Raw genomic sequence first — 17,734 nt, 5'->3', positions numbered from 1 at the left:
AGCGTCAGGATCGTCTTGTCTCACATCGAAGAACGTCAATGCATGGAGGTCGCAGTGAACCCTGTCGTCGTCATCGGTGCCGGTCCGCAGGGACTGGCCGCCGCAGCCCACCTGATCGAGCGGGGGCTCGCCCCAATCGTCCTGGAGTCCGGCGACACGGCTGCCTCCTCGGTGGCCGAGTGGGGCCACGTGCGCCTGTTCTCTCCGTGGACTGAGCTCACGGACGCGGCGTCGAGACGCCTGCTGGAGCCCACCGGATGGTCGGCCCCGACTCAGGGCTACCCGACGGGTGCGCAGTGGATCGAGCAGTACCTCGCGCCCCTCGCAGAGGCCCTCGGCGACCGCGTGCGCTACGGAGCGCGAGTGGTCGGCGTAGGCCGCAAGGGCCGCGACCTCTCCGTCGACGCGGGCCGCGCCGAGCAGCCCTTCGTCGTCCACGTCGAGCGCGCGGACGGCACCGAGGAGCGGATCGAAGCGAGTGCCGTGGTCGACGCCTCGGGCACCTGGCGGACGCCCAGTCCCGCCGGAGCCGACGGGCTCCCTGCCCTCGGCGAGAGCGCAGCGACAGGCGCAGGCCTCCTGGAGCACCGCATGCCCGCGATCGAGGACGCCAGTGCCCTGGCGGGCCAGCACGTCGTGGTGGTCGGCAACGGGCACTCCGCGGCGACGACGATCGGGATCCTGTCGCGGGTGGCCAAGCGCGAGCCGGGGACGCGGATCACGTGGGTGCTGCGCCGCGGCGCGGTCGGCAACACCTTCGGCGGCGGCAGCGCCGACGAGCTGCCCGAGCGCGGGGCTCTGGGCCAGCGCGCGAAGAAGGCCGTCGAGGACGGGCTCGTCGATCTCGTGACCGGGTTCCGCACCGAGCAGGTCGTCGTCGACGGCGGCCAGGCGGTGCTGGTGGCAGAGGACGGCCGCTGCCTCGAGCCTGCCGCTCGGGTCTTCGTCACCACCGGCTTCCGTCCCGACCTGTCCTTCCTCTCCGAGATCCGTCTCGACCTCGACATGCGCCTGCAGGCCCCATCGAAGATCGCCGCGGAGGTCGACCCGAACGTGCACTCCTGCGGTTCCGTCCGGGCCACCGGCGCGGCCGACCTCGAGCAGCCCGAGCCGGGGTTCTACATCGTGGGAGCGAAGTCCTACGGGCGTGCGCCGACGTTCCTCGCCCTGACCGGCTTCGAGCAGGTGCGCAGCGTCGTCGCCGCGATCGCCGGGGACAGCGAAGCCGCCGAGCGCGTGGAGCTCGCCCTGCCAGACACCGGCGTGTGCGGCGGCTCCGGCCTCTTCGACGCGCCCGACGAGTCCGCCAGCGCGGGATCGTGCTGCGCTCCAGCCTCGCAGCTCATCCAGCTCGGCGTGGGTTCGGCATCGTAGGTTCACTGCCTATTCGGCTCATGTCAGTGTAGGCTGTATAGTCAGTGTGTGCTGACTATTGCTTCTCGTCTTGACGTCATGAACCGGCTCGGCCGGGCGATGGCGGACCCGACGCGCTCTCGGATCCTGATGACCCTGCTCGTGGGCCCGAGCTACCCGGCCGTGCTCTCGCGCGAGCTGGAGCTGACGCGCTCGAACGTGTCGAACCACCTGACATGCCTGCGCGACTGCGGGATCGTGGTCGCGGAGCCCGAGGGGCGGCAGACGCGTTACGAGATCGCCGACCCGCACCTGGCGGCGGCGCTGACCGCTTTGGTGGACGTGACGCTGGCCGTCGACGAGCACGCGCCGTGCGTCGACGCCGAGTGCGCCGTGCCCGGTTGCTGCGGGACGGGAGCGGGCGAGTGAGCGCGGCGTGCGGCTACGAGCACGACGAGCCTGCGGCCACTGTCGCCGAAGAGGCTGAGGAGGCGGAGCGCCCTTGGTGGCGGGACCGCGGGATCATGGTCCCGGTATTCTCCGGCGTCGCCTTCCTGACCGGTCTCGTCCTGGAGTGGTCCGGGATGGAGATCCCGGCGCTGGTGGCGTTCTGGGTCGGCCTGCTGCTGGGTGCGTCGACGTTCACGCCGGGCGCGATCCGGAAGCTGTTCACGGGCAAGCTGAGCATCAGTCTGCTGATGACGATCAGCGCGATCGGTGCGGTCATCCTCGGCTACGTCGAAGAAGCCGCGGCACTGGCGTTCCTCTACTCGATCGCCGAGGCCCTGGAGGACAAGGCGATGGACCGCGCCCGCGGCGGGCTCCGGGCGCTGCTCAAGCTCGTCCCCGAGACCGCGACCATCCGGCGCGACGGGGCCTCGGTCGAGGTCGCCGCGAAGGACCTCGCCGTCGGCCAGCTGATGCTGGTGCGCCCGGGCGAGCGGATCGCGACCGACGGGATCGTCCGCACGGGCCGCTCCAGCCTGGACACCTCCGCGATCACCGGGGAGTCGATCCCGGTGGAGGTCGAGCCTGGGGACTCAGTGTCGGCCGGCGCGATCAACACCGCGGGAGCGCTGGAGGTCGAGACGACCGCGGCGGGCACCGACAACTCGCTGACCACCATCGTCGAGCTCGTGGAGCAGGCACAGGCGGAGAAGGGGGACCGCGCTCGTCTCGCGGACCGCATCGCCCGCCCGCTCGTGCCGGGTGTGCTGATCCTCGCCGTCCTGGTCGCCGTGATCGGTTCGCTCTTCGGTGACCCGGAGCTGTGGATTACCCGCGCCCTCGTGGTGCTCGTGGCGGCGTCGCCGTGCGCGCTGGCGATCTCGGTGCCTCTCACTGTTGTCGCTGCGATTGGTGCGGCGAGCAAGTTCGGCGTGATCATCAAGTCGGGTGCCGCGTTCGAGCGGTTCGGCGTGATCCGCCACGTTGCCGTCGACAAGACCGGCACCCTCACCCGCAACGAGCCCGCCGTCGCCGCCGTCCTCACCGTGGACGGTGTGAGCGAGGCGGAGGCGCTGGCGTGGACGGCCGCCCTGGAGCAGCGCAGCACCCACCCGCTCGCGGCCGCGATCACCGCCGCAGCGCCGGATGCGCCTGCGGCGGAGGGCGTGACCGAGCAGGCCGGGCACGGCATCGAGGGCGAGCTCGATGGCGCGCGGATCACCGTCGGCAGTCCCCGCTGGCTGCACGCCGGCACGCTCGACGACCGGGTCGCGGGGCTGGAGGAGCAGGGCATGACAGTCGTGATCGTCCACCGCGGCGGCGTCCCGGTCGCCGCGATCGGCGTCCGCGACGAGCTGCGCCCCGAGGTCCCTGAAGTGGTCCGCACCCTCGCGACCCAGGGCATCGGGGTGACCATGCTCACCGGCGACAACGCCCGCACCGCCCGCGCCCTCGCTGCGCATGCAGGGATCGATGACGTCCGCGCCGAGCTGCGCCCGGAGGACAAGGCCGCCGCGATCGCAGAGCTCGGTGCGAAGGGGCCGGTCGCGATGATCGGCGACGGCATCAACGACGCCCCTGCGCTGGCCGCCGCGGACATCGGGATCGCGATGGGCGCGACGGGCTCCGACGCCGCGATCGAGTCGGCCGACGTGGCCTTCACCGGTCACGATCTGCGGCTTCTCCCGCGCGCGTTCGCCCATGCCCGTCGGGGGCGGCACATCATCAACCAGAACATCATCTTGTCGCTGCTGATCATCACCGTGCTGCTCCCGCTGGCCCTGTTCGGCGTCCTGGGCCTCGCCGCCGTGGTCCTGGTGCACGAGATCGCCGAGGTCGTCGTCATCCTCAACGGCCTGCGCGCCGCCGGGACTCGGAAGGAGCCGAGCGCATGAAGGTCGAACTCCTGCACATCGTCGACTGCCCGAACACGGACATCGCCGAAACCAACGCACGCGCAGCGCTGGACGCTCTCGGGCTCGGGGGCGTTCCTGTAGAGCTGGTGACGATCCGAACGGAGGCCGAGGCGGCGAACACCCAGTTCGGAGGCTCGCCCACGATCCTCCTCGACGGCGTCGACCTGTTCCCGACGACCCCGGCTCGCTCGCTGGCGTGCCGGGTCTACGCGACAGGAAGCGGGTACGCCGGAGCGCCCACGCAGGAGCAGATCGAAGCAGCGCTGCGAGGCGCATCCCGGTAGAGCGAGAACGACCGGTGACGCGATCACTGGGTCACACCTCACGGCAAAGCGGTGTTCGCCGTAAAGTTCGCGGACCCGGAAACACACCGGAGGGGCAGGGCCATTGGCCTCTGCCCCTCCGGTGCTCGCAGCTCGTCAGGCGAGTAGTTCGGCGAGGAGAGTCTCGACGCGGGCCTTGATGTCGTCGCGGATCGGGCGCACCGACTCGATGCCCTGCCCCGCCGGGTCCTCGAGCTTCCAGTCCTCGTACCGCTTGCCCGGGAAGAACGGGCACGCGTCGCCGCAACCCATGGTGATCACGACGTCGGAGTCCTGCACCGCTTCGGTGGTGAGCACCTTCGGCTGCTCGGCGGTGATGTCGATGCCTTCCTCGCGCATCGCCTCGACCGCGACGGGGTTGATCTGGTCGGCGGGCATGGACCCGGCGGAGCGGACCTCGACGCGGTCGCCCGCGAGCTCGCGGAGATAACCGGCGGCCATCTGGGAGCGGCCGGCGTTGTGGACGCAGACGAAGAGGACGGAGGGCTTCTGGTCGGTCATTGTTGTTCGCTTCTTTCAGTCGGTGAGGGTGGCGAGGAGGTCGCGGACGCGGCCCTCGATGTCGTGGCGGATCGCGTCGACCCCTTCCGGGGAAGCGAGAGCCGGGTCGCCGACGGCCCAGTCCTCGTACCGGACCCCGGGGATGATCGGGCAGACGTCCCCGCAGCCCATGGTGACCACCACGTCGGCCGCGCGCACAGCGTCGTCGGTGAGGGGCTTCGGGAACGCATCCCCGGCGTCTTGCTCGCCTTCGATCTCTACGAGCAGCGACCTCACGTGCGGATGCACGTCGACCGCCGGCGTCGACCCAGCGGACCGCGCGACGACCTTGCCACCTGCGAGCTGGTTGACGATCGCGGCGGCGAGCTGCGAGCGGCCCGCGTTCTGCACGCAGACGAACAGCACCTGCGGCACCCCGGCCGAGCGGTCCCGCGTCAGGTCGGCGAGGCGCTGCCGGGCGAACCGTTCGGTCAGCGGGATCATGTGCGCCGTCAGCTTCGCCGAACGCACCAGGCCGGCGTAGGACTCGCGCACGATCGCGATCACGAGATCCCGGTTCAGCCCGGTCAGCTCGTCGGCGAGCTCATTGGCGAGGCGGGTCACGCGGGCGTCCATCTGCTGCAGGGCCTCGGCCCGTGCTGCGGTGTCCTCGGGCTCGTCGGTGACGGCCGCGGCGGGAGCGAACGCGTCGAGCAGGGCCGCGACGGCGCGCTGCTTGCCCGGGGCGATGCGGTAGTAGACCCAGGTGCCGCGCCGCTCGGACAGCAGCATCCCGGTCTCCTTCAACACCTTCAAGTGGTGCGAAACGGTCGGCTGCGACACCTCGGCGAGGTCCGCGAGGTCGCACACGCAGGACTCGCCGCGCGGGTCGGTCGCGATCGCGGAGAGCATCCGCAGCCGCAGCGGGTCAGCGAGCGCTTTCAGTGCCCCGGCCACGGTCGTGGCGGCCTCGGTGCCGATCGCGTGCGCCGTGGACGGTGCGCACGCGTCGGCGTCAGAGATGACGGTCGTGTCGGTCATGACGTCCTCGATTCGGTGGCGTAGGGATCGGTGTGGAACCAGGCCTTCGCGGCCCAGAGTGAGACGTAGACCAGGCCCACGAGCACGGGCACTTCGATGAGCGGGCCGACGACCCCGGCCAAGGCCTGGCCGGATGCCGCGCCGAAGGTGCCGATCGCGACCGCGATGGCGAGCTCGAAGTTGTTGCCCGCGGCGGTGAACGCGAGCGTCGTGGAGCGCGCGTAGCCCAGACCGAGTGCCTTGCCCAGCAGGATGCCGGCGAACCACATCAGTGCGAAGTAGACCAGCAGCGGCAGCGCGATCCTGGCGACGTCCATCGGGTGGGAGGTGACCTGTTCGCCCTGCAGGGCGAACAGCAGCACGATCGTGAACAGCAGCCCATAGAGCGCCCACGGCCCGATCCTCGGGAGGAACTTCTCCTCGTACCAGTCGCGCCCCTTGCGCTTCTCGCCGATGAACCGGGACGCGAAGCCCGCGACGAGCGGGATGCCGAGGAACACGAGCACGTTCAAGGCGATCTGCCAGACCGAGATCTCCAGACCCTGCGCGTCCAGGCCCAGCCAGCCCGGCAGCACGGTCAGGTAGAACCAGCCCAGCACCGAGAACATCACGACCTGGAAGACCGAGTTGATCGCGACCAGCACCGCGGTCGCCTCCCGGTCACCGCACGCGAGATCGTTCCAGATCACGACCATCGCGATGCAGCGGGCGAGACCCACGATGATCAGCCCGGTCCGGTACTCCGGCAGGTCCGGCAGGAAGATCCACGCGAGCGCGAACATCACCGCAGGCCCCACCAGCCAGTTCAGCAGCAGCGAGGAGACAAGAAGCTTCTTGTCTCCGGTCACGGCGGCGATCTTGTCGTAGCGGACCTTCGCGAGCACCGGGTACATCATCACCAGCAGGCCCAGCCCGATCGGGATCGAGATCCCGCCGACCTCCATCGCGGACAGCGCGTCCGAGAGCGCGGGCACGAAACGGCCGAGCAGGAGGCCGACGACCATCGCGAGGCCGATCCAGAGCGGAAGCCACTTGTCGAGGGTGGAGAGCCGCTTCGGGGCGGTCCGGGTCAAGGTGTCGGTCATGCGAGCAGCTCCTCGATCTTCGCGATGTAGACGGGCTTCGGGTGCGCGCCGATCAGCACGTCCACGCGTTCCCCGTCCCGGTAGAACCCGAGGGTCGGGATCGAGGTCACCCCTGCCGCGGCCACGGTCTCGGGGTTCTGGTCGGCGTCGACCTTCACGATCTTCACCCGGCCCGCGTACTCGACGGCGAGCTGGTCCAGGATCGGGGCGATCGCCCTGCACGGGCCGCACCAGGTCGCCCAGATGTCGACCACGACGGGCAGCCCGGACTCGATCACCTCAGCCCGGAAAGTAGCGTCGGTGACAGGGGTGACGGTGCTCATGCGGAGACCTCCAAAGCAAGCTCGGAAACGGTGGCGGGTGCGAGGTTCGACAGGTAGTGCTGGGCGTCCTGCGCGGCCGCGCAGCCGGTGCCCGCGGCGGTGATCGCCTGCCGGTACGTGTGATCGACGAGATCCCCGGCCGCGAACACCCCGGCCAGGTTCGTCCGCGTCGACGGGTGCGCGACCCGCACATACCCGTCCGCGTCGGTGTCGACCTGCCCGGTCACGAGCTCGGAACGCGGGTCGTGCCCGATCGCGACGAACACCCCCGTCGCGTCGAGCGTGCGCTCGGCCCCGGTGACGGTGTCGCGCAGCGTGAGCCCGGTGACCTGCTCATCGCCGAGGATCGCAGCGACCTCACTGTTCCAGGCGACCTCGATCTTCGGGTCCTCCAGCACGCGCTGCGCCATGATCCTCGACGCGCGGAACTCGTCCCGGCGGTGCACGACGGTCACCTTCGACGCGAACCGGGTGAGAAACAGGGCCTCCTCCATCGCGGAGTCCCCGCCGCCGACCACGACGATCTCCTGCTCGCGGAAGAAGAACCCGTCGCACGTCGCGCACCAGGACACTCCGTGCCCCGACAGCCGCTCTTCTTCGGAGAGGCCGAGCTTGCGGTACGCGGAACCCATCGTGAGGACCACCGCCCGCGCCCGGTACGTCGCCCCGGCACCGGTCTCGATGGTCTTCACGTCGCCGTCGAGCTCGAGGCGGATCGCGTCGTCGTAGACGATCCGAGCGCCGAATCGCTCGGCCTGCGCCCGCATCGACTCCATCAGCTCCGGTCCCTGCACGCCATCGACGAAGCCCGGGAAGTTCTCCACCTCCGTCGTCGTCATCAACGCACCGCCCGCGGTCACCGAGCCCGCGATCACGACCGGCGCGAGACCCGCACGCGCCGCGTAGACCGCCGCCGTGTATCCGGCGGGACCGGACCCGACGATGACCAGTTCGACTTCTTGATTCGACATGCTTCTATATTGACATCTATCGAATCAATCCGCGAGTTCGCGATGGCTTTGTCACCGGATGTTCACCTACCGGCTCAGGCAGGGGCCGCCAACACCCTTCGCGCGTGACCTCCGCATCATCGATGAAAAAGGCGCGAAAAGTGCACTCTTCAACAATCGGACCTACCAGTAAGGGGAGGCCGCTGTCTGCGACGCTTCGAGACTTCAACGACAAGGTGGTGAAGGGTGCGATCTCCGTCGGGGGCAAGGCGACCGACTACCTTGAGGATCGCCCGAAGGTCGCGAGCGCCGTTGCTCACAGCAGGAAGACCGTTGCGAAGGGCGCTAGGAAGGTTGGAGCCGCAGCGGCGAGGGTGAGCGATGCGGTGCCCGATGGTGTCGCGGATTGGGCTGGGGCGGCGCTCGATTCCGCAAAGACAACGGCCGCGCGTGCTTCGCGCGCGGGCCTGTCGGCAAAGCGAGTGGTCGATCTCCACAAGCGCAAGGGGCACGAGGTCGAGGATCTGGCGGATGTACGACGTCTGGATCTGAAGCAGGTAGACAAGGTCGGCCGCCACGGTACGGACCTCTACTATCCAGGTATCGCGGCGCTCTCAGGCGCGGGCACCGGACTCGTAATCTCGGGTGGTCAGCTGGTCACCGTGGCGCGTCCGCGGGCGCGGGAGCCGCACCCTCTGCCGGAGCGGTCGTTGGTGCGGTTGCCGCCGATGCGGCCGCCGTCCTCACGCTCGCCACGCGAGCCGTCGGACACGTCGCCCTGCTGTATGGCTACGACCCCGAAGACCCGAACGAGAAAATCTTTGCTCTATCGGTTGTGAATACCGGGACCGCCGTTTCTGCGACCGCCAAGACTGCAGCCCTGGCGGATGTCTCTCGGCTCACCCAGGCCCTCGTGCGTGGCAAGACGTGGGACGCACTCAACAAGAGCGTGATCTCCAAAGTCAGTGGACAGTTCGCGAAGGCATTCGGGGTTCGTCTCACGAAGAAGAGTTTGGGCAAGTTCGTCCCGGTCGTGGGCATCCTGCTCGGTGGTACATTCAACTGGGCGACGTTGGAGGGAATCTTCGACGCGGCGGACGTCGCGTACAGGCGCCGATTCCTCGCCGAGAAGTATCCACAGTTGATCGCAGAAGCCCCGATCGATATGCGAGTCGTTGAAGATGAGGAACATGACGTGGACGACGAGCGCATTAGCGTGCTCGAGGAGCTAGCAGATGCCGGGGGACCAGATCTGCTCGGCCGTGAGGGACCGCGGGCGTAGGTGGCGCCACCGCTGCCACGTTTTTGCCACAAATTGAACTCAACTCACCTGATCGAGGGGCCTATCGCGACATCAGATTCCGCGCATTCATGCGATTTCGATCAGCCCAATTGCCATCGGCGCGATTTCAAATCCCTCCGTCTCCGCTCTAAAAAAGCCTGATCAGGGGCTATTGCTTTCCGCTTCTGCCACGAGATCTGCCATTCCTGCCACGGTCCCGGCGGAGTCCGCGTTCGGCAGATCGCCAACCAGGGCTCGCACCGTTGAGCAGTCTGCTGATTCCGAGCTCGGCCCTATCGTCGTTTCGCGCGTTCAGGCGCAAGACCGAGAGTGCGAATCCCTCCGTCTCCTGTGCGATCCGAGCAATGGAGCGTTCGCCAAACGTCGGCGAGTCGAGAGCGCGGGTAGGCTCCCCGAGTCGGTCCTGCAGTACCGGTCGCGTACGGGGGACGCATTCAACGCAGGATGCCGCGCTCGCGCGCGCGCGAGACCGCGGCCGTGCGGGATGAGACCCCGAGCTTCGTGAAGATGTGGGCGAGATGCGACTTCACGGTTGTGTCGCTCACGAACAGTTCCGCGGCTATATCGGAGTTCGAGCGTCCTGCGGCGACGAGCTCGAGCACCTGGAGCTCTCGCGCGCTCATGCTGGCTTGCGGCGCGCGCATCCTGTCCATCAGTCGCGTCGCGATGACGGGTGCGAGCGCGCTCTCTCCCGCCGCGGCTGCGCGGACGGCAGTGATGAGCTCGTGAGGGGGAGCGTCCTTGAGCAGGTATCCGCTGGCGCCCGCTTCGACGGCGCCCAGGATGTCGCGGTCCGAGTCGTAGTTAGTGAGCACGAGCACGTACGGAGCGGCATCGAGCGCGCGGATGCGGCGCGTGGCATCTGCTCCGCCGGAATTCGCGGATGCCCCGAACTGCAGGTCCATCAGCACGACGTCGGGACTCATCCGCTCGGCAGCTGCAACCGCTTCATCGGGCGTCGCCGCCTCCGCGACGACGTCGATGTCGTCCTCGGGTGCGAACAGCGCGATGATGCCGGTTCGGACGATGGGGTGATCGTCGGCGATGACGATGCGGATCATGCCGCCTCCTCGAGGGTGAGATCGATCGTCAGCGCGGTGCCCTCGCCTGGTGCGGAGGTCACGGTGAGCGTGCCGCCCAGCTGATCGACACGCTCTCGGGTGGCCCGAAGTCCGAACGAGTCGGATCGACCGGTCGGCGCGCCCGGGGACTGGGCGGGGTCGAACCCCCGGCCGTCGTCGGCGATCGTGAACTGCAGCCGGTCGCCACCGACGGTCAGAGTGATCGTCGCGCTGTCGGCGTCGGCGTGCTGAATGACGTTGGCGATCGCTCCCTGCGCGATGCGCAGCAGCGCCGTCTGCACGTGCATCGGAAGGTCGACGGCATCCGACACCCGCACTTCCACCGGCAACCCCTGCGCGGCCCACTGCGTCGACGCGAGGCGGCGAAGCGCTCCGCCGAGACCGCGTCCGTCGAGGTCGGGTGGGGTGAGCTCACGGATGAAGTGGCGCGCGTCGGCGAGCGCGGAGGCCGCCGTCTCGCGGGCGAGGGCGACGTGTTCGACCCCGGCACCATCGGGATCGGCCCGCTCGGCGGCGTGCAGCAGCATCTGGATGCTCGAGAGCCCCTGGGCCACGGTGTCGTGGATCTCTCGCGCGAGCCGGGCGCGCTCGGCGAGCACCCCCGACTCGCGCTCCGTCGCGGCGAGCTGTCCACGCGTCGCGAGCAGCTCCTGCATCAGCGCCTCGCGCTGCTGCGCCTCGCGGGCGAGTGCCTCGTAGCCGAGCCCGATAAGCAGTGCGACCCCGGCGCCCACGATCGGCCCGACAACGCCCCCGGCCGTCCATCCGCCGTGGATGCCGAGGGCGCAGATCGCGATCGCCGTTGCGACCACGATGGCGACCGATCCCCACAGCCTGCCCAAGAGATGCAGGTAGAGGAAGAACAGCGGGAAGACGAGATAGGCCGCCTCAGGGGTGAGCCACAGCAAAGCGATCCACTCGAGCGTGATGACACCTAGCCACACGGCGCCCGCGACCCGGCGGCTGCGCGGCGCCCAAGTGATGAGCGTTCCTACCGCATAGGTGCCGAGCAGTATCACCGCGAGGCAGATGGCGGCGATGCTCGCCTGCGTCGGCGCGATCACCGCCCGGACGATCACGAGGACGGTGAGTGCAACGAACAGCATGTGAAGACCGGTGCGCAGGCCCACGAAGACGGGCGTGAGCGCGGTATGCGGCATGGTCCGAATCCTACGCGTCGTGGGTCAGCGAGCATCGTCCGAAAGGAGGATCCTGCACGCCATCGTTCGGCCTTGGAATGGTGTGCCGACGGCCGATGACGCGCCAGGGAGAAGTGGGGAGAGTGGAAGCGTCACCAGAACCGGCGACCAGAAAGGACCCTCATGTTCGTCGCGCTTCGCGACCTCCGCTTCGCCCGCGGCCGATTCGTCCTCATCGGCTCCGTGGTCGCCCTCATCACCATCCTCGTCGGGTTTCTCAGTGGACTCACCGGCGGGCTGGCCACACAGAACATCTCCGCCGTGCTGGCGATGCCCGGCGACCGCATCGTCTTCTCGACGCCGTCCGTTGGAGGCAGCGCCAGCTTCGCGGACTCCGCCATCACCGAGCGGCAAGCCGCCGAGTGGGCATCCACAGACGGCGTCACCGACTCCCAACCGATCGGCATCGCGCAGACGCGCGCCGAGGCCGGCGACCGGCGTATCGCCATCGCCGCGTTCGGCGTGCAGAGCGGCTATAGCGCCGACGCGCCGACCACGGACGGCCACCTGGCGGTGTCAGCCCCCGCCGCGAAGGACCTCGACGTCGCCGTCGGCGACGACGTCACCATCGCCGGCACTGTCTTCACCGTCGAGACCATCGGAGGCGACGAATGGTACAGCCACACACCCGTCGTGAAGATGACGCTGACCGACTGGCAGGCCTACTCCGCCGCGACGGGCAACCCCGAAGCGTACGCCACGGTGCTCGCCGTGACCGGAGGTCCCGACTGGGCCGCCGCCGACTCCGCGAACGAGACCGTCTCGGAGTCGATCCTCGGTTCGCTGACCGCGCTCAGTGCCTTCCGCTCCGAGATCGGGTCGCTGCTGCTGATGGTCGCCATGCTGTTCGGCATCTCGGGGCTCGTGATCGGCGCGTTCTTCACCGTCTGGACGATGCAGCGCAAGGGCGATATCGCCACGCTCAAGGCCCTCGGTGCGAGCACCCCCTCGCTCGTGCGCGATGCACTCGGACAGGCTCTGGTCGTGTTGGTGCTCGGAATCGGCATCGGGATCGGCGTGGTGGCTCTCTTCGGTACGCTCGCTGGAACCGCTCTGCCCTTCCTGCTCAGCCCGGTCACGACCCTGCTGCCCGGCGTCATCATGATCGCCCTGGGTCTCGCCGGAGCCGCCTTCGCTCTTCGCTCCGTCACCTCCGCCGACCCCCTCACCGCACTCGGGAGCAACCGATGATCAGCCTGAACGACATCACCCTCACCTTCCCCGACGGAGACGAGCGCATCACCGCCGTCGACAACGTCTCCCTCACGGCCCATCCGGGCACGGTCACCGGGGTCACCGGACCCAGTGGGTCGGGCAAGTCCAGTCTGCTGGCCGTCGCGGCGACACTGATCCGCCCCGACTCGGGGCAGGTCCTCATCGACGGCGTGGATGCCGCCGCCCTGGCTCCCCGTGAGGCGACCGAGCTGCGGCGGGACCAGATCGGCATCGTGTTCCAGCAGTCCAACCTGATCCCCTCGCTGACGGCGCATGAGCAGCTGACCGTCATGAACGAGCTCGGCGCGCGGCACTCTCGCGGGCGTCGCACCGCCGTGGCGAAGCGTTCGCGCGAACTGCTGGATGCCGTCGGACTCGCCCCCCACGCCGACAAGCGCCCGCACCAACTCTCGGGCGGCCAGCGGCAGCGGGTCAACATCGCCCGCGCGCTGATGAACGAGCCCAGCGTCCTGCTGATCGATGAGCCGACGAGCGCCCTCGACCAGGAGCGCGGCGCCAGCATCATCGAGCTGATCTTGCGACTCACCGGCGACCTGAAGACCTCGACATTGCTCGTCACCCACGACCTCGTGCACCTTCCCCAGATGCACGGCGTCGTCACCCTCGTCGACGGCAGGATCGTCGCCGACCCGCCGCGCACGGCATCCACCCCGCTCCGCGCCGACCTGGGCGCCGTCGCCTCATGAGTGCCGCGGCCGACAGCGCAGTGACCGCTCCCACGCGTCGCGAGTGGCTCGCCCTCGCGGTGCTGTCGGTCGGTCTGGGCATGATCGTCCTCGACGGAACGATCGTCGGCGTCGCCCTGCCCGACATCATCAAAGACCTCCACCTCGACCTGACCGACGCGCAGTGGGTCAACAGCCTCTATGCGGTGCTCCTCGCGGCTCTGCTGCTGTCCACGGGCAAGCTCGCCGATCGGTGGGGGCGCAGACTCCTCTTCCTCGTCGGTCTCGTCGTGTTCGTCGGCGGCAGCATCCTCGCAGGCATGTCCGACGCGGCGGGCCCGCTCATCGGCGCGCGCGCCGTGCAGGCTGTTGGCGCGGCGCTCATCATGCCCTCGACGCTGTCGACCGTGAGCGCGGTGTTCCGTGGCCGTTACCGGGCCGCCGCCTTCGGGGTCTGGGGAGCAGTCATCTCGGGCGCCGCCGCCGTGGGACCTCTCGCCGGCGGTGCGCTCACTCAATGGGGGTCGTGGCACTGGATCTTCTGGGTGAACGTTCCGCTCGGTGCCCTCGTGTTCATCGCCGGCATCCTCGTCGTGCCCGAGACCCGCGGTGCCAAGGGGCGGCCCGGGGCCGACGTCGACGGGGCGCTTCTGTCGGCTATCGGGTTCGGCGCACTGGTCTTCGCGGTCATCGAGGGGCCCGACCTCGGGTGGTGGAAGCCGCAGGGCCCGTTCAAGATGCTCGGTTGGACCTGGCCGGCGGATGCCGCGATCTCGGTCGTGCCGGTCGCGATGGCGATCGCCGTCACCGCCCTCACCCTGTTCGTGTTCTGGGAGAGGCACCGCGAGAAGGTGCGGCGGTCGGCGCTCCTCGACCTCAACCTGTTCACGCTCCCCACGTTCTCGTGGGGGAACGTCACGGCCGCGATGGTCGCCGTCGGTGAGTTCGCGATCATCTTCGTGCTGCCGCTGTACCTCGTCAACGCGCTCGGCCTCGACGTCATGGGGGCGGGCCTCGTGCTCGCCGCGATGGCGATCGGCGCGTTCTTCTCCGGTGCCGTCGCGCGTCACGTGGCCGCACGGTTCGGATCTCCTGGCACGGTGCTCATCGGACTGGGCCTCGAGGTGATCGGCGTCGTCGCACTCGCCTTCCTCATGGGCGCCACAACGCCAGGCTGGCTCGTCGCGCTCCCCCTGGTCGTCTACGGACTGGGCCTCGGGCTCGCGTCCGCTCAGCTGACAGGGACCGTGCTGCGCGACGTGCCCGTCGAGGTGTCGGGGCAGGGCTCGGCTACGCAGAGCACGGTGCGCCAGATCGGATCGGCGCTCGGCACCGCTTTCGCGGGCGCGACGCTCTCCGTCGCGCTCGCGCTGACGCTGCCCGCCGCCCTGAACGCGGCGGGACTGACGGGTGACGCAGCGGACAAACTCGCCGCCGCGACGCGTCAGTCGGCCGGCACGACGATCACTCAACTGCGGGCGGGCGGTGACGCCGGCTCGTTCGGCGACCAGGCCGCCGGCGCTGCGGATGCCCTCGCGGCAGGGTTCGCGGACGCGACCCGCTGGTCGCTGCTCGTCGCGTCGGTCTTCCTGCTGCTCGGGTTGCTCGGCGCCGCCCGGCTTCGTCGCGCCGCGAAGGCGGGCCATGCGGATATCGCGGCCTGAACCCTCGCTGGATTCTCGACGTGCCGCGCAATACGGTCGCCGGCTAAGGGACCATGGGTGTGATCACAATAGGACGGCACATCCCTGCCGCGTAGTCGGCCACTTCTGCCACGTTCTCGATGTGGTCCGCGTTGAGCAGTCGTACGGCTCTGCGGAGGTGTCGCTAGCGTTCCGCTCGTGTGGCGCGCGCCAGAGGCCTGGTTCCGGCCGTGTGAACATGCTGGCAGGCTGAAGGTATGCGAGCAGATCGGACACAACGCGTCGCGCGCGGGGTGTCGGTCGCTTCCATCGCAACTTTCACGGCGTTGCTGTCGCACGTGGTCGCCGGGGGTGTCGTCCCGGGCTGGGCCGGAATCTTCACGCCGTGGGTGCTTGCCGTAGCAGTGAGCAGCCTGCTGGCGGGTAGGAACCTCTCTCGCGTGCGGCTGGCGTTGAGCGTCGGGGCGAGTCAGCTGTTCTTCCACGCGCTGTTCGTGATGGGTGCTCCGTCCGCGGGGGTCACGTCGATGACGATGCATCAGCACATGCACGGCGCCATGACGACCATCCCCGCGGCCACCGATCCCACGGTGGCCGCGCTATGCGCCGACCCGTGGATGTGGATCGGTCACGGCATCGCTGCGGCAGTCACCATCGTCGCGCTCTACCACGGAGAGCGCGCCGTCCGTGTGCTGCTCGAGCTCGCGCGCGATCTGCGCGCGTGGGCGCGCGCCGCTGGCGGCGGGTGACGAGGCGACCTTCACGCTGACCTTCTCCGACGACTCGACCTACGAGTTCACGGCGCCCATCAAGGACTACTCGGGCGCCAACGAGACCTACGAGGGCGGCGACATGGACATGGACATGTCGCCCACCCCGACGCCGAGCAACTGATGGGCGCGCCCGACAGGGGCGCACGTCGATCCGGGTCGACCCGGCGGCAGTTCCTCTTCGGAGGGGCTGTCGCCGGTGTCGGCGCCGCCGCTGCCGTCGGCATCGACCTCGCCCTCACCGCGCCCTCCGGCACGACCGCCGCGCCCTCCACCCCGCTGAACGGTGCCGAGATCGTGCCGTTTCACGGTATCCAGCAGGCGGGCATCGACACGGACGCCCAGGCCCACGGCACCTTCGTCGCCCTCGACCTCCGCGACGAGGTCGATCGTGACGGCCTGCGACGCCTCATGCGCATCCTCACCGACGACGCCGAGCGGCTCACTCAAGGTCGCGGCGCCCTCGCCGACTCCGAACCCGAGCTCGCTCTGACGCCCGCCCGGCTCACGGTCACGTTCGCATTCGGCCCCGCATTCGTCGCCCGCGCCGCCGGCACGGCGCCAGCCTGGCTGCAGCCCCTGCCGGCGTTCGCGGTGGACCGGCTGCAGGAAGAGCTCAGCCACGGTGATCTGCTGATTCAGGTGGCCGCCGATGATCCACTCACCGTCGCGCACGCGACGCGCATGCTGCTGAAGGATGCGCGCGGTTTCGCGACGGTCCGGTGGACGCAGCAGGGCTTCCGCCGCGCCTACGGATCCGTCGCCCCCGGCACGACGATGCGGAACCTGTTCGGTCAGGTCGACGGGACATCCAACCCGAAGCCCGGGACGACCGAGTTCGACACGGTCGTCTGGGCGGACGAGGGATGGCTCGCGGGTGGGACCGGGATGGTCGTGCGCCGCATCCACATGAACCTCGACAAGTGGGACAAGCTCGACCGCTCCGGCCGCGAGCAGTCCGTGGGGCGCTCGCTCTCCAACGGTGCGCCGCTCACCGGCACCAGTGAGCACGACGAACCCGACTTCGAGGCGAAGACGTCGATCGGCTTCCCGGTGATCCCCGAGTTCTCCCACATGCGGCGCGCGCGACCCGACGACACGACGCAGCGCATCTTCCGACGCGCCTACAACTACGACGAGCGACCCGCCGGGTCCGAAGTCTCCGACTCCGGACTCGTCTTCGTCTCGTTTCAGGCCGACGTCGATGCGCAGTTCACGCCCATCCAGCGCCGACTGGACGACCTCGACCTGCTCAACGAATGGACAACTCCCATCGGATCGGCGGTGTTCGCCGTGCCGCCGGGCTGCGCCGAGGGCGGGTACATCGGGGAAACCCTGCTCGCGTGATAGCGGAGTGAAGGCTCTTAATCGCTGCCACGTTTCTGCCACGAATGGAACCGAATCGACCTGATCCATGCGGATGCCGGCGGCGTCAGAATCCGCGGAATCACGCGGTTTCACCGGGTCTCGGTTACCATCGGCGCGATTTCAAATCCCTCCGTCTCCGCCAAGAAAAGTCCTGAGCAGAGGCAATTTTCTTCCGCTTCTGCCACGAAATCTGCCATTTCTGCCACGTTTTCGATGTGGTTGGCGTTGAGCAATCTTGCGGTTCTGCGGGATTCTGCTGAGCGTTCTGCTCACTGTGAGTTGCTCGGCGCATGGTTGCGGCTACTCAAGGGTGAGACCGAGCGCGCGAATCCCTCCGTCTCCTCCCCGACTCGGCGTGCCCGCTCGGGCGCTCGCTTCCGCTCGCTGTGCTCGCGCCGTCGGCGGCTGTCGTCGCGTTGTCCGCACCGGCACGTCGTGTCATCAGATCGGGTCCAGGTGGTGGATCGTGAACTCGAACGGGAGGAATGAGCAATACAGACGTGAGCACAGACAACGAGGTGATCGAACGTTCGGCGGATGAGCCGGGTGC

The 17,734-nt window shown here is 68.9% G+C and carries 18 protein-coding genes; 11 read left to right on the top strand and 7 right to left on the bottom strand.

Annotated elements, in window-relative coordinates:
- Positions 1-42: 42 nt before the first annotated feature.
- From ACRVYW_RS10400 to ACRVYW_RS10385, 4 genes are read left to right on the top strand one after another with little or no spacing between them, the layout of a single operon-like run.
- Entirely contained in the window at positions 43-1,374 is a 1,332-nt protein-coding gene (locus tag ACRVYW_RS10400; RefSeq protein WP_431804324.1) for an NAD(P)-binding domain-containing protein, read from the top strand.
- A 48-nt stretch (positions 1,375-1,422) separates the two neighbouring features.
- A complete protein-coding gene (gene cmtR / locus ACRVYW_RS10395; RefSeq protein WP_431804322.1) occupies positions 1,423-1,782 on the top strand; it encodes a Cd(II)/Pb(II)-sensing metalloregulatory transcriptional regulator CmtR in 360 nt (119 codons plus the stop codon).
- The gene (locus tag ACRVYW_RS10390; protein ID WP_431804320.1) at positions 1,779-3,695 is read left to right on the top strand and encodes a heavy metal translocating P-type ATPase; all 1,917 of its coding nucleotides are present in this window, start codon (positions 1,779-1,781) and stop codon (positions 3,693-3,695) included. The genes cmtR and ACRVYW_RS10390 overlap by 4 nt, the downstream gene beginning before the upstream one ends.
- Positions 3,692-4,000: a hypothetical protein gene (locus ACRVYW_RS10385; protein ID WP_336626336.1), complete on the top strand. Its 309-nt coding sequence runs from the start codon at positions 3,692-3,694 to the stop codon at positions 3,998-4,000. The genes ACRVYW_RS10390 and ACRVYW_RS10385 overlap by 4 nt, the downstream gene beginning before the upstream one ends.
- Positions 4,001-4,135: 135 nt before the next feature.
- Here the strand turns inward: ACRVYW_RS10385 and ACRVYW_RS10380 are convergent, their stop codons facing one another.
- The 5 genes from ACRVYW_RS10380 to trxB are packed head-to-tail and all read right to left on the bottom strand — an operon-like array spanning position 4,136 to position 7,939.
- Positions 4,136-4,540: an arsenate reductase ArsC gene (locus ACRVYW_RS10380; protein ID WP_336626335.1), complete on the bottom strand. Its 405-nt coding sequence runs from the start codon at positions 4,538-4,540 to the stop codon at positions 4,136-4,138.
- A 15-nt stretch (positions 4,541-4,555) separates the two neighbouring features.
- On the bottom strand, positions 4,556-5,560 hold the full coding sequence (locus ACRVYW_RS10375) for a metalloregulator ArsR/SmtB family transcription factor (protein WP_431804318.1): 1,005 nt from the start codon (positions 5,558-5,560) through the stop codon (positions 4,556-4,558).
- Entirely contained in the window at positions 5,557-6,645 is a 1,089-nt protein-coding gene (gene arsB / locus ACRVYW_RS10370; RefSeq protein ID WP_431804316.1) for an ACR3 family arsenite efflux transporter, read from the bottom strand. The genes ACRVYW_RS10375 and arsB overlap by 4 nt, the downstream gene beginning before the upstream one ends.
- A complete protein-coding gene (gene trxA / locus ACRVYW_RS10365; protein ID WP_336626332.1) occupies positions 6,642-6,968 on the bottom strand; it encodes a thioredoxin in 327 nt (108 codons plus the stop codon). The genes arsB and trxA overlap by 4 nt, the downstream gene beginning before the upstream one ends.
- Positions 6,965-7,939, bottom strand: coding sequence for a thioredoxin-disulfide reductase (trxB, locus tag ACRVYW_RS10360; RefSeq protein ID WP_431804313.1), 975 nt, complete (start codon positions 7,937-7,939; stop codon positions 6,965-6,967). The genes trxA and trxB overlap by 4 nt, the downstream gene beginning before the upstream one ends.
- A gap of 385 nt (positions 7,940-8,324) precedes the next feature.
- On the opposite strand from trxB, the gene ACRVYW_RS10355 reads away from it, so the two are divergent.
- Positions 8,325-9,200 (top strand): EcsC family protein, encoded by an 876-nt coding sequence (locus tag ACRVYW_RS10355; RefSeq protein WP_431804311.1) that lies wholly within the window; start codon positions 8,325-8,327, stop codon positions 9,198-9,200.
- Positions 9,201-9,655: 455 nt separating this feature from the next.
- Here the strand turns inward: ACRVYW_RS10355 and ACRVYW_RS10350 are convergent, their stop codons facing one another.
- Positions 9,656-10,282, bottom strand: coding sequence for a response regulator (locus ACRVYW_RS10350; protein ID WP_294981117.1), 627 nt, complete (start codon positions 10,280-10,282; stop codon positions 9,656-9,658).
- Complete coding sequence (locus tag ACRVYW_RS10345; RefSeq protein WP_431804309.1) at positions 10,279-11,463, bottom strand: sensor histidine kinase; 1,185 nt, start codon at positions 11,461-11,463, stop codon at positions 10,279-10,281. Before ACRVYW_RS10345 ends, ACRVYW_RS10350 begins: the two co-directional genes overlap by 4 nt.
- A gap of 162 nt (positions 11,464-11,625) precedes the next feature.
- Between ACRVYW_RS10345 and ACRVYW_RS10340 the strand changes: the two genes are divergently transcribed.
- The 6 genes from ACRVYW_RS10340 (at position 11,626) to ACRVYW_RS10315 (ending at position 17,163) form a co-directional block, all read left to right on the top strand.
- Positions 11,626-12,693 carry an ABC transporter permease gene (locus ACRVYW_RS10340; RefSeq protein ID WP_431804307.1) on the top strand — a complete coding sequence of 356 codons (1,068 nt, stop codon included), beginning with the start codon at positions 11,626-11,628 and terminating at the stop codon, positions 12,691-12,693.
- Entirely contained in the window at positions 12,690-13,424 is a 735-nt protein-coding gene (locus tag ACRVYW_RS10335) for an ABC transporter ATP-binding protein (RefSeq protein WP_294981125.1), read from the top strand. The genes ACRVYW_RS10340 and ACRVYW_RS10335 overlap by 4 nt, the downstream gene beginning before the upstream one ends.
- A complete protein-coding gene (locus ACRVYW_RS10330; protein WP_431804305.1) occupies positions 13,421-15,067 on the top strand; it encodes an MFS transporter in 1,647 nt (548 codons plus the stop codon). The genes ACRVYW_RS10335 and ACRVYW_RS10330 overlap by 4 nt, the downstream gene beginning before the upstream one ends.
- Positions 15,068-15,339: 272 nt before the next feature.
- Complete coding sequence (locus ACRVYW_RS10325; protein ID WP_431804304.1) at positions 15,340-15,795, top strand: hypothetical protein; 456 nt, start codon at positions 15,340-15,342, stop codon at positions 15,793-15,795.
- Positions 15,734-15,940: a hypothetical protein gene (locus ACRVYW_RS10320; RefSeq protein WP_431804302.1), complete on the top strand. Its 207-nt coding sequence runs from the start codon at positions 15,734-15,736 to the stop codon at positions 15,938-15,940. The genes ACRVYW_RS10325 and ACRVYW_RS10320 overlap by 62 nt, the downstream gene beginning before the upstream one ends.
- Positions 15,940-17,163, top strand: coding sequence for a Dyp-type peroxidase (locus tag ACRVYW_RS10315; RefSeq protein ID WP_431804300.1), 1,224 nt, complete (start codon positions 15,940-15,942; stop codon positions 17,161-17,163). The genes ACRVYW_RS10320 and ACRVYW_RS10315 overlap by 1 nt, the downstream gene beginning before the upstream one ends.
- The last annotated feature ends 571 nt before the right edge of the window (positions 17,164-17,734 follow it).

It is taken from the genome of Microbacterium sp. bgisy203 (genome assembly GCF_965345155.1).
In the GTDB taxonomy this organism is placed as follows: Bacteria; Actinomycetota; Actinomycetes; order Actinomycetales; family Microbacteriaceae; genus Microbacterium.
The sequence above is the reverse complement of the archived record's forward strand: the minus strand, read 5'-3'. Positions and strand labels throughout refer to the sequence as shown.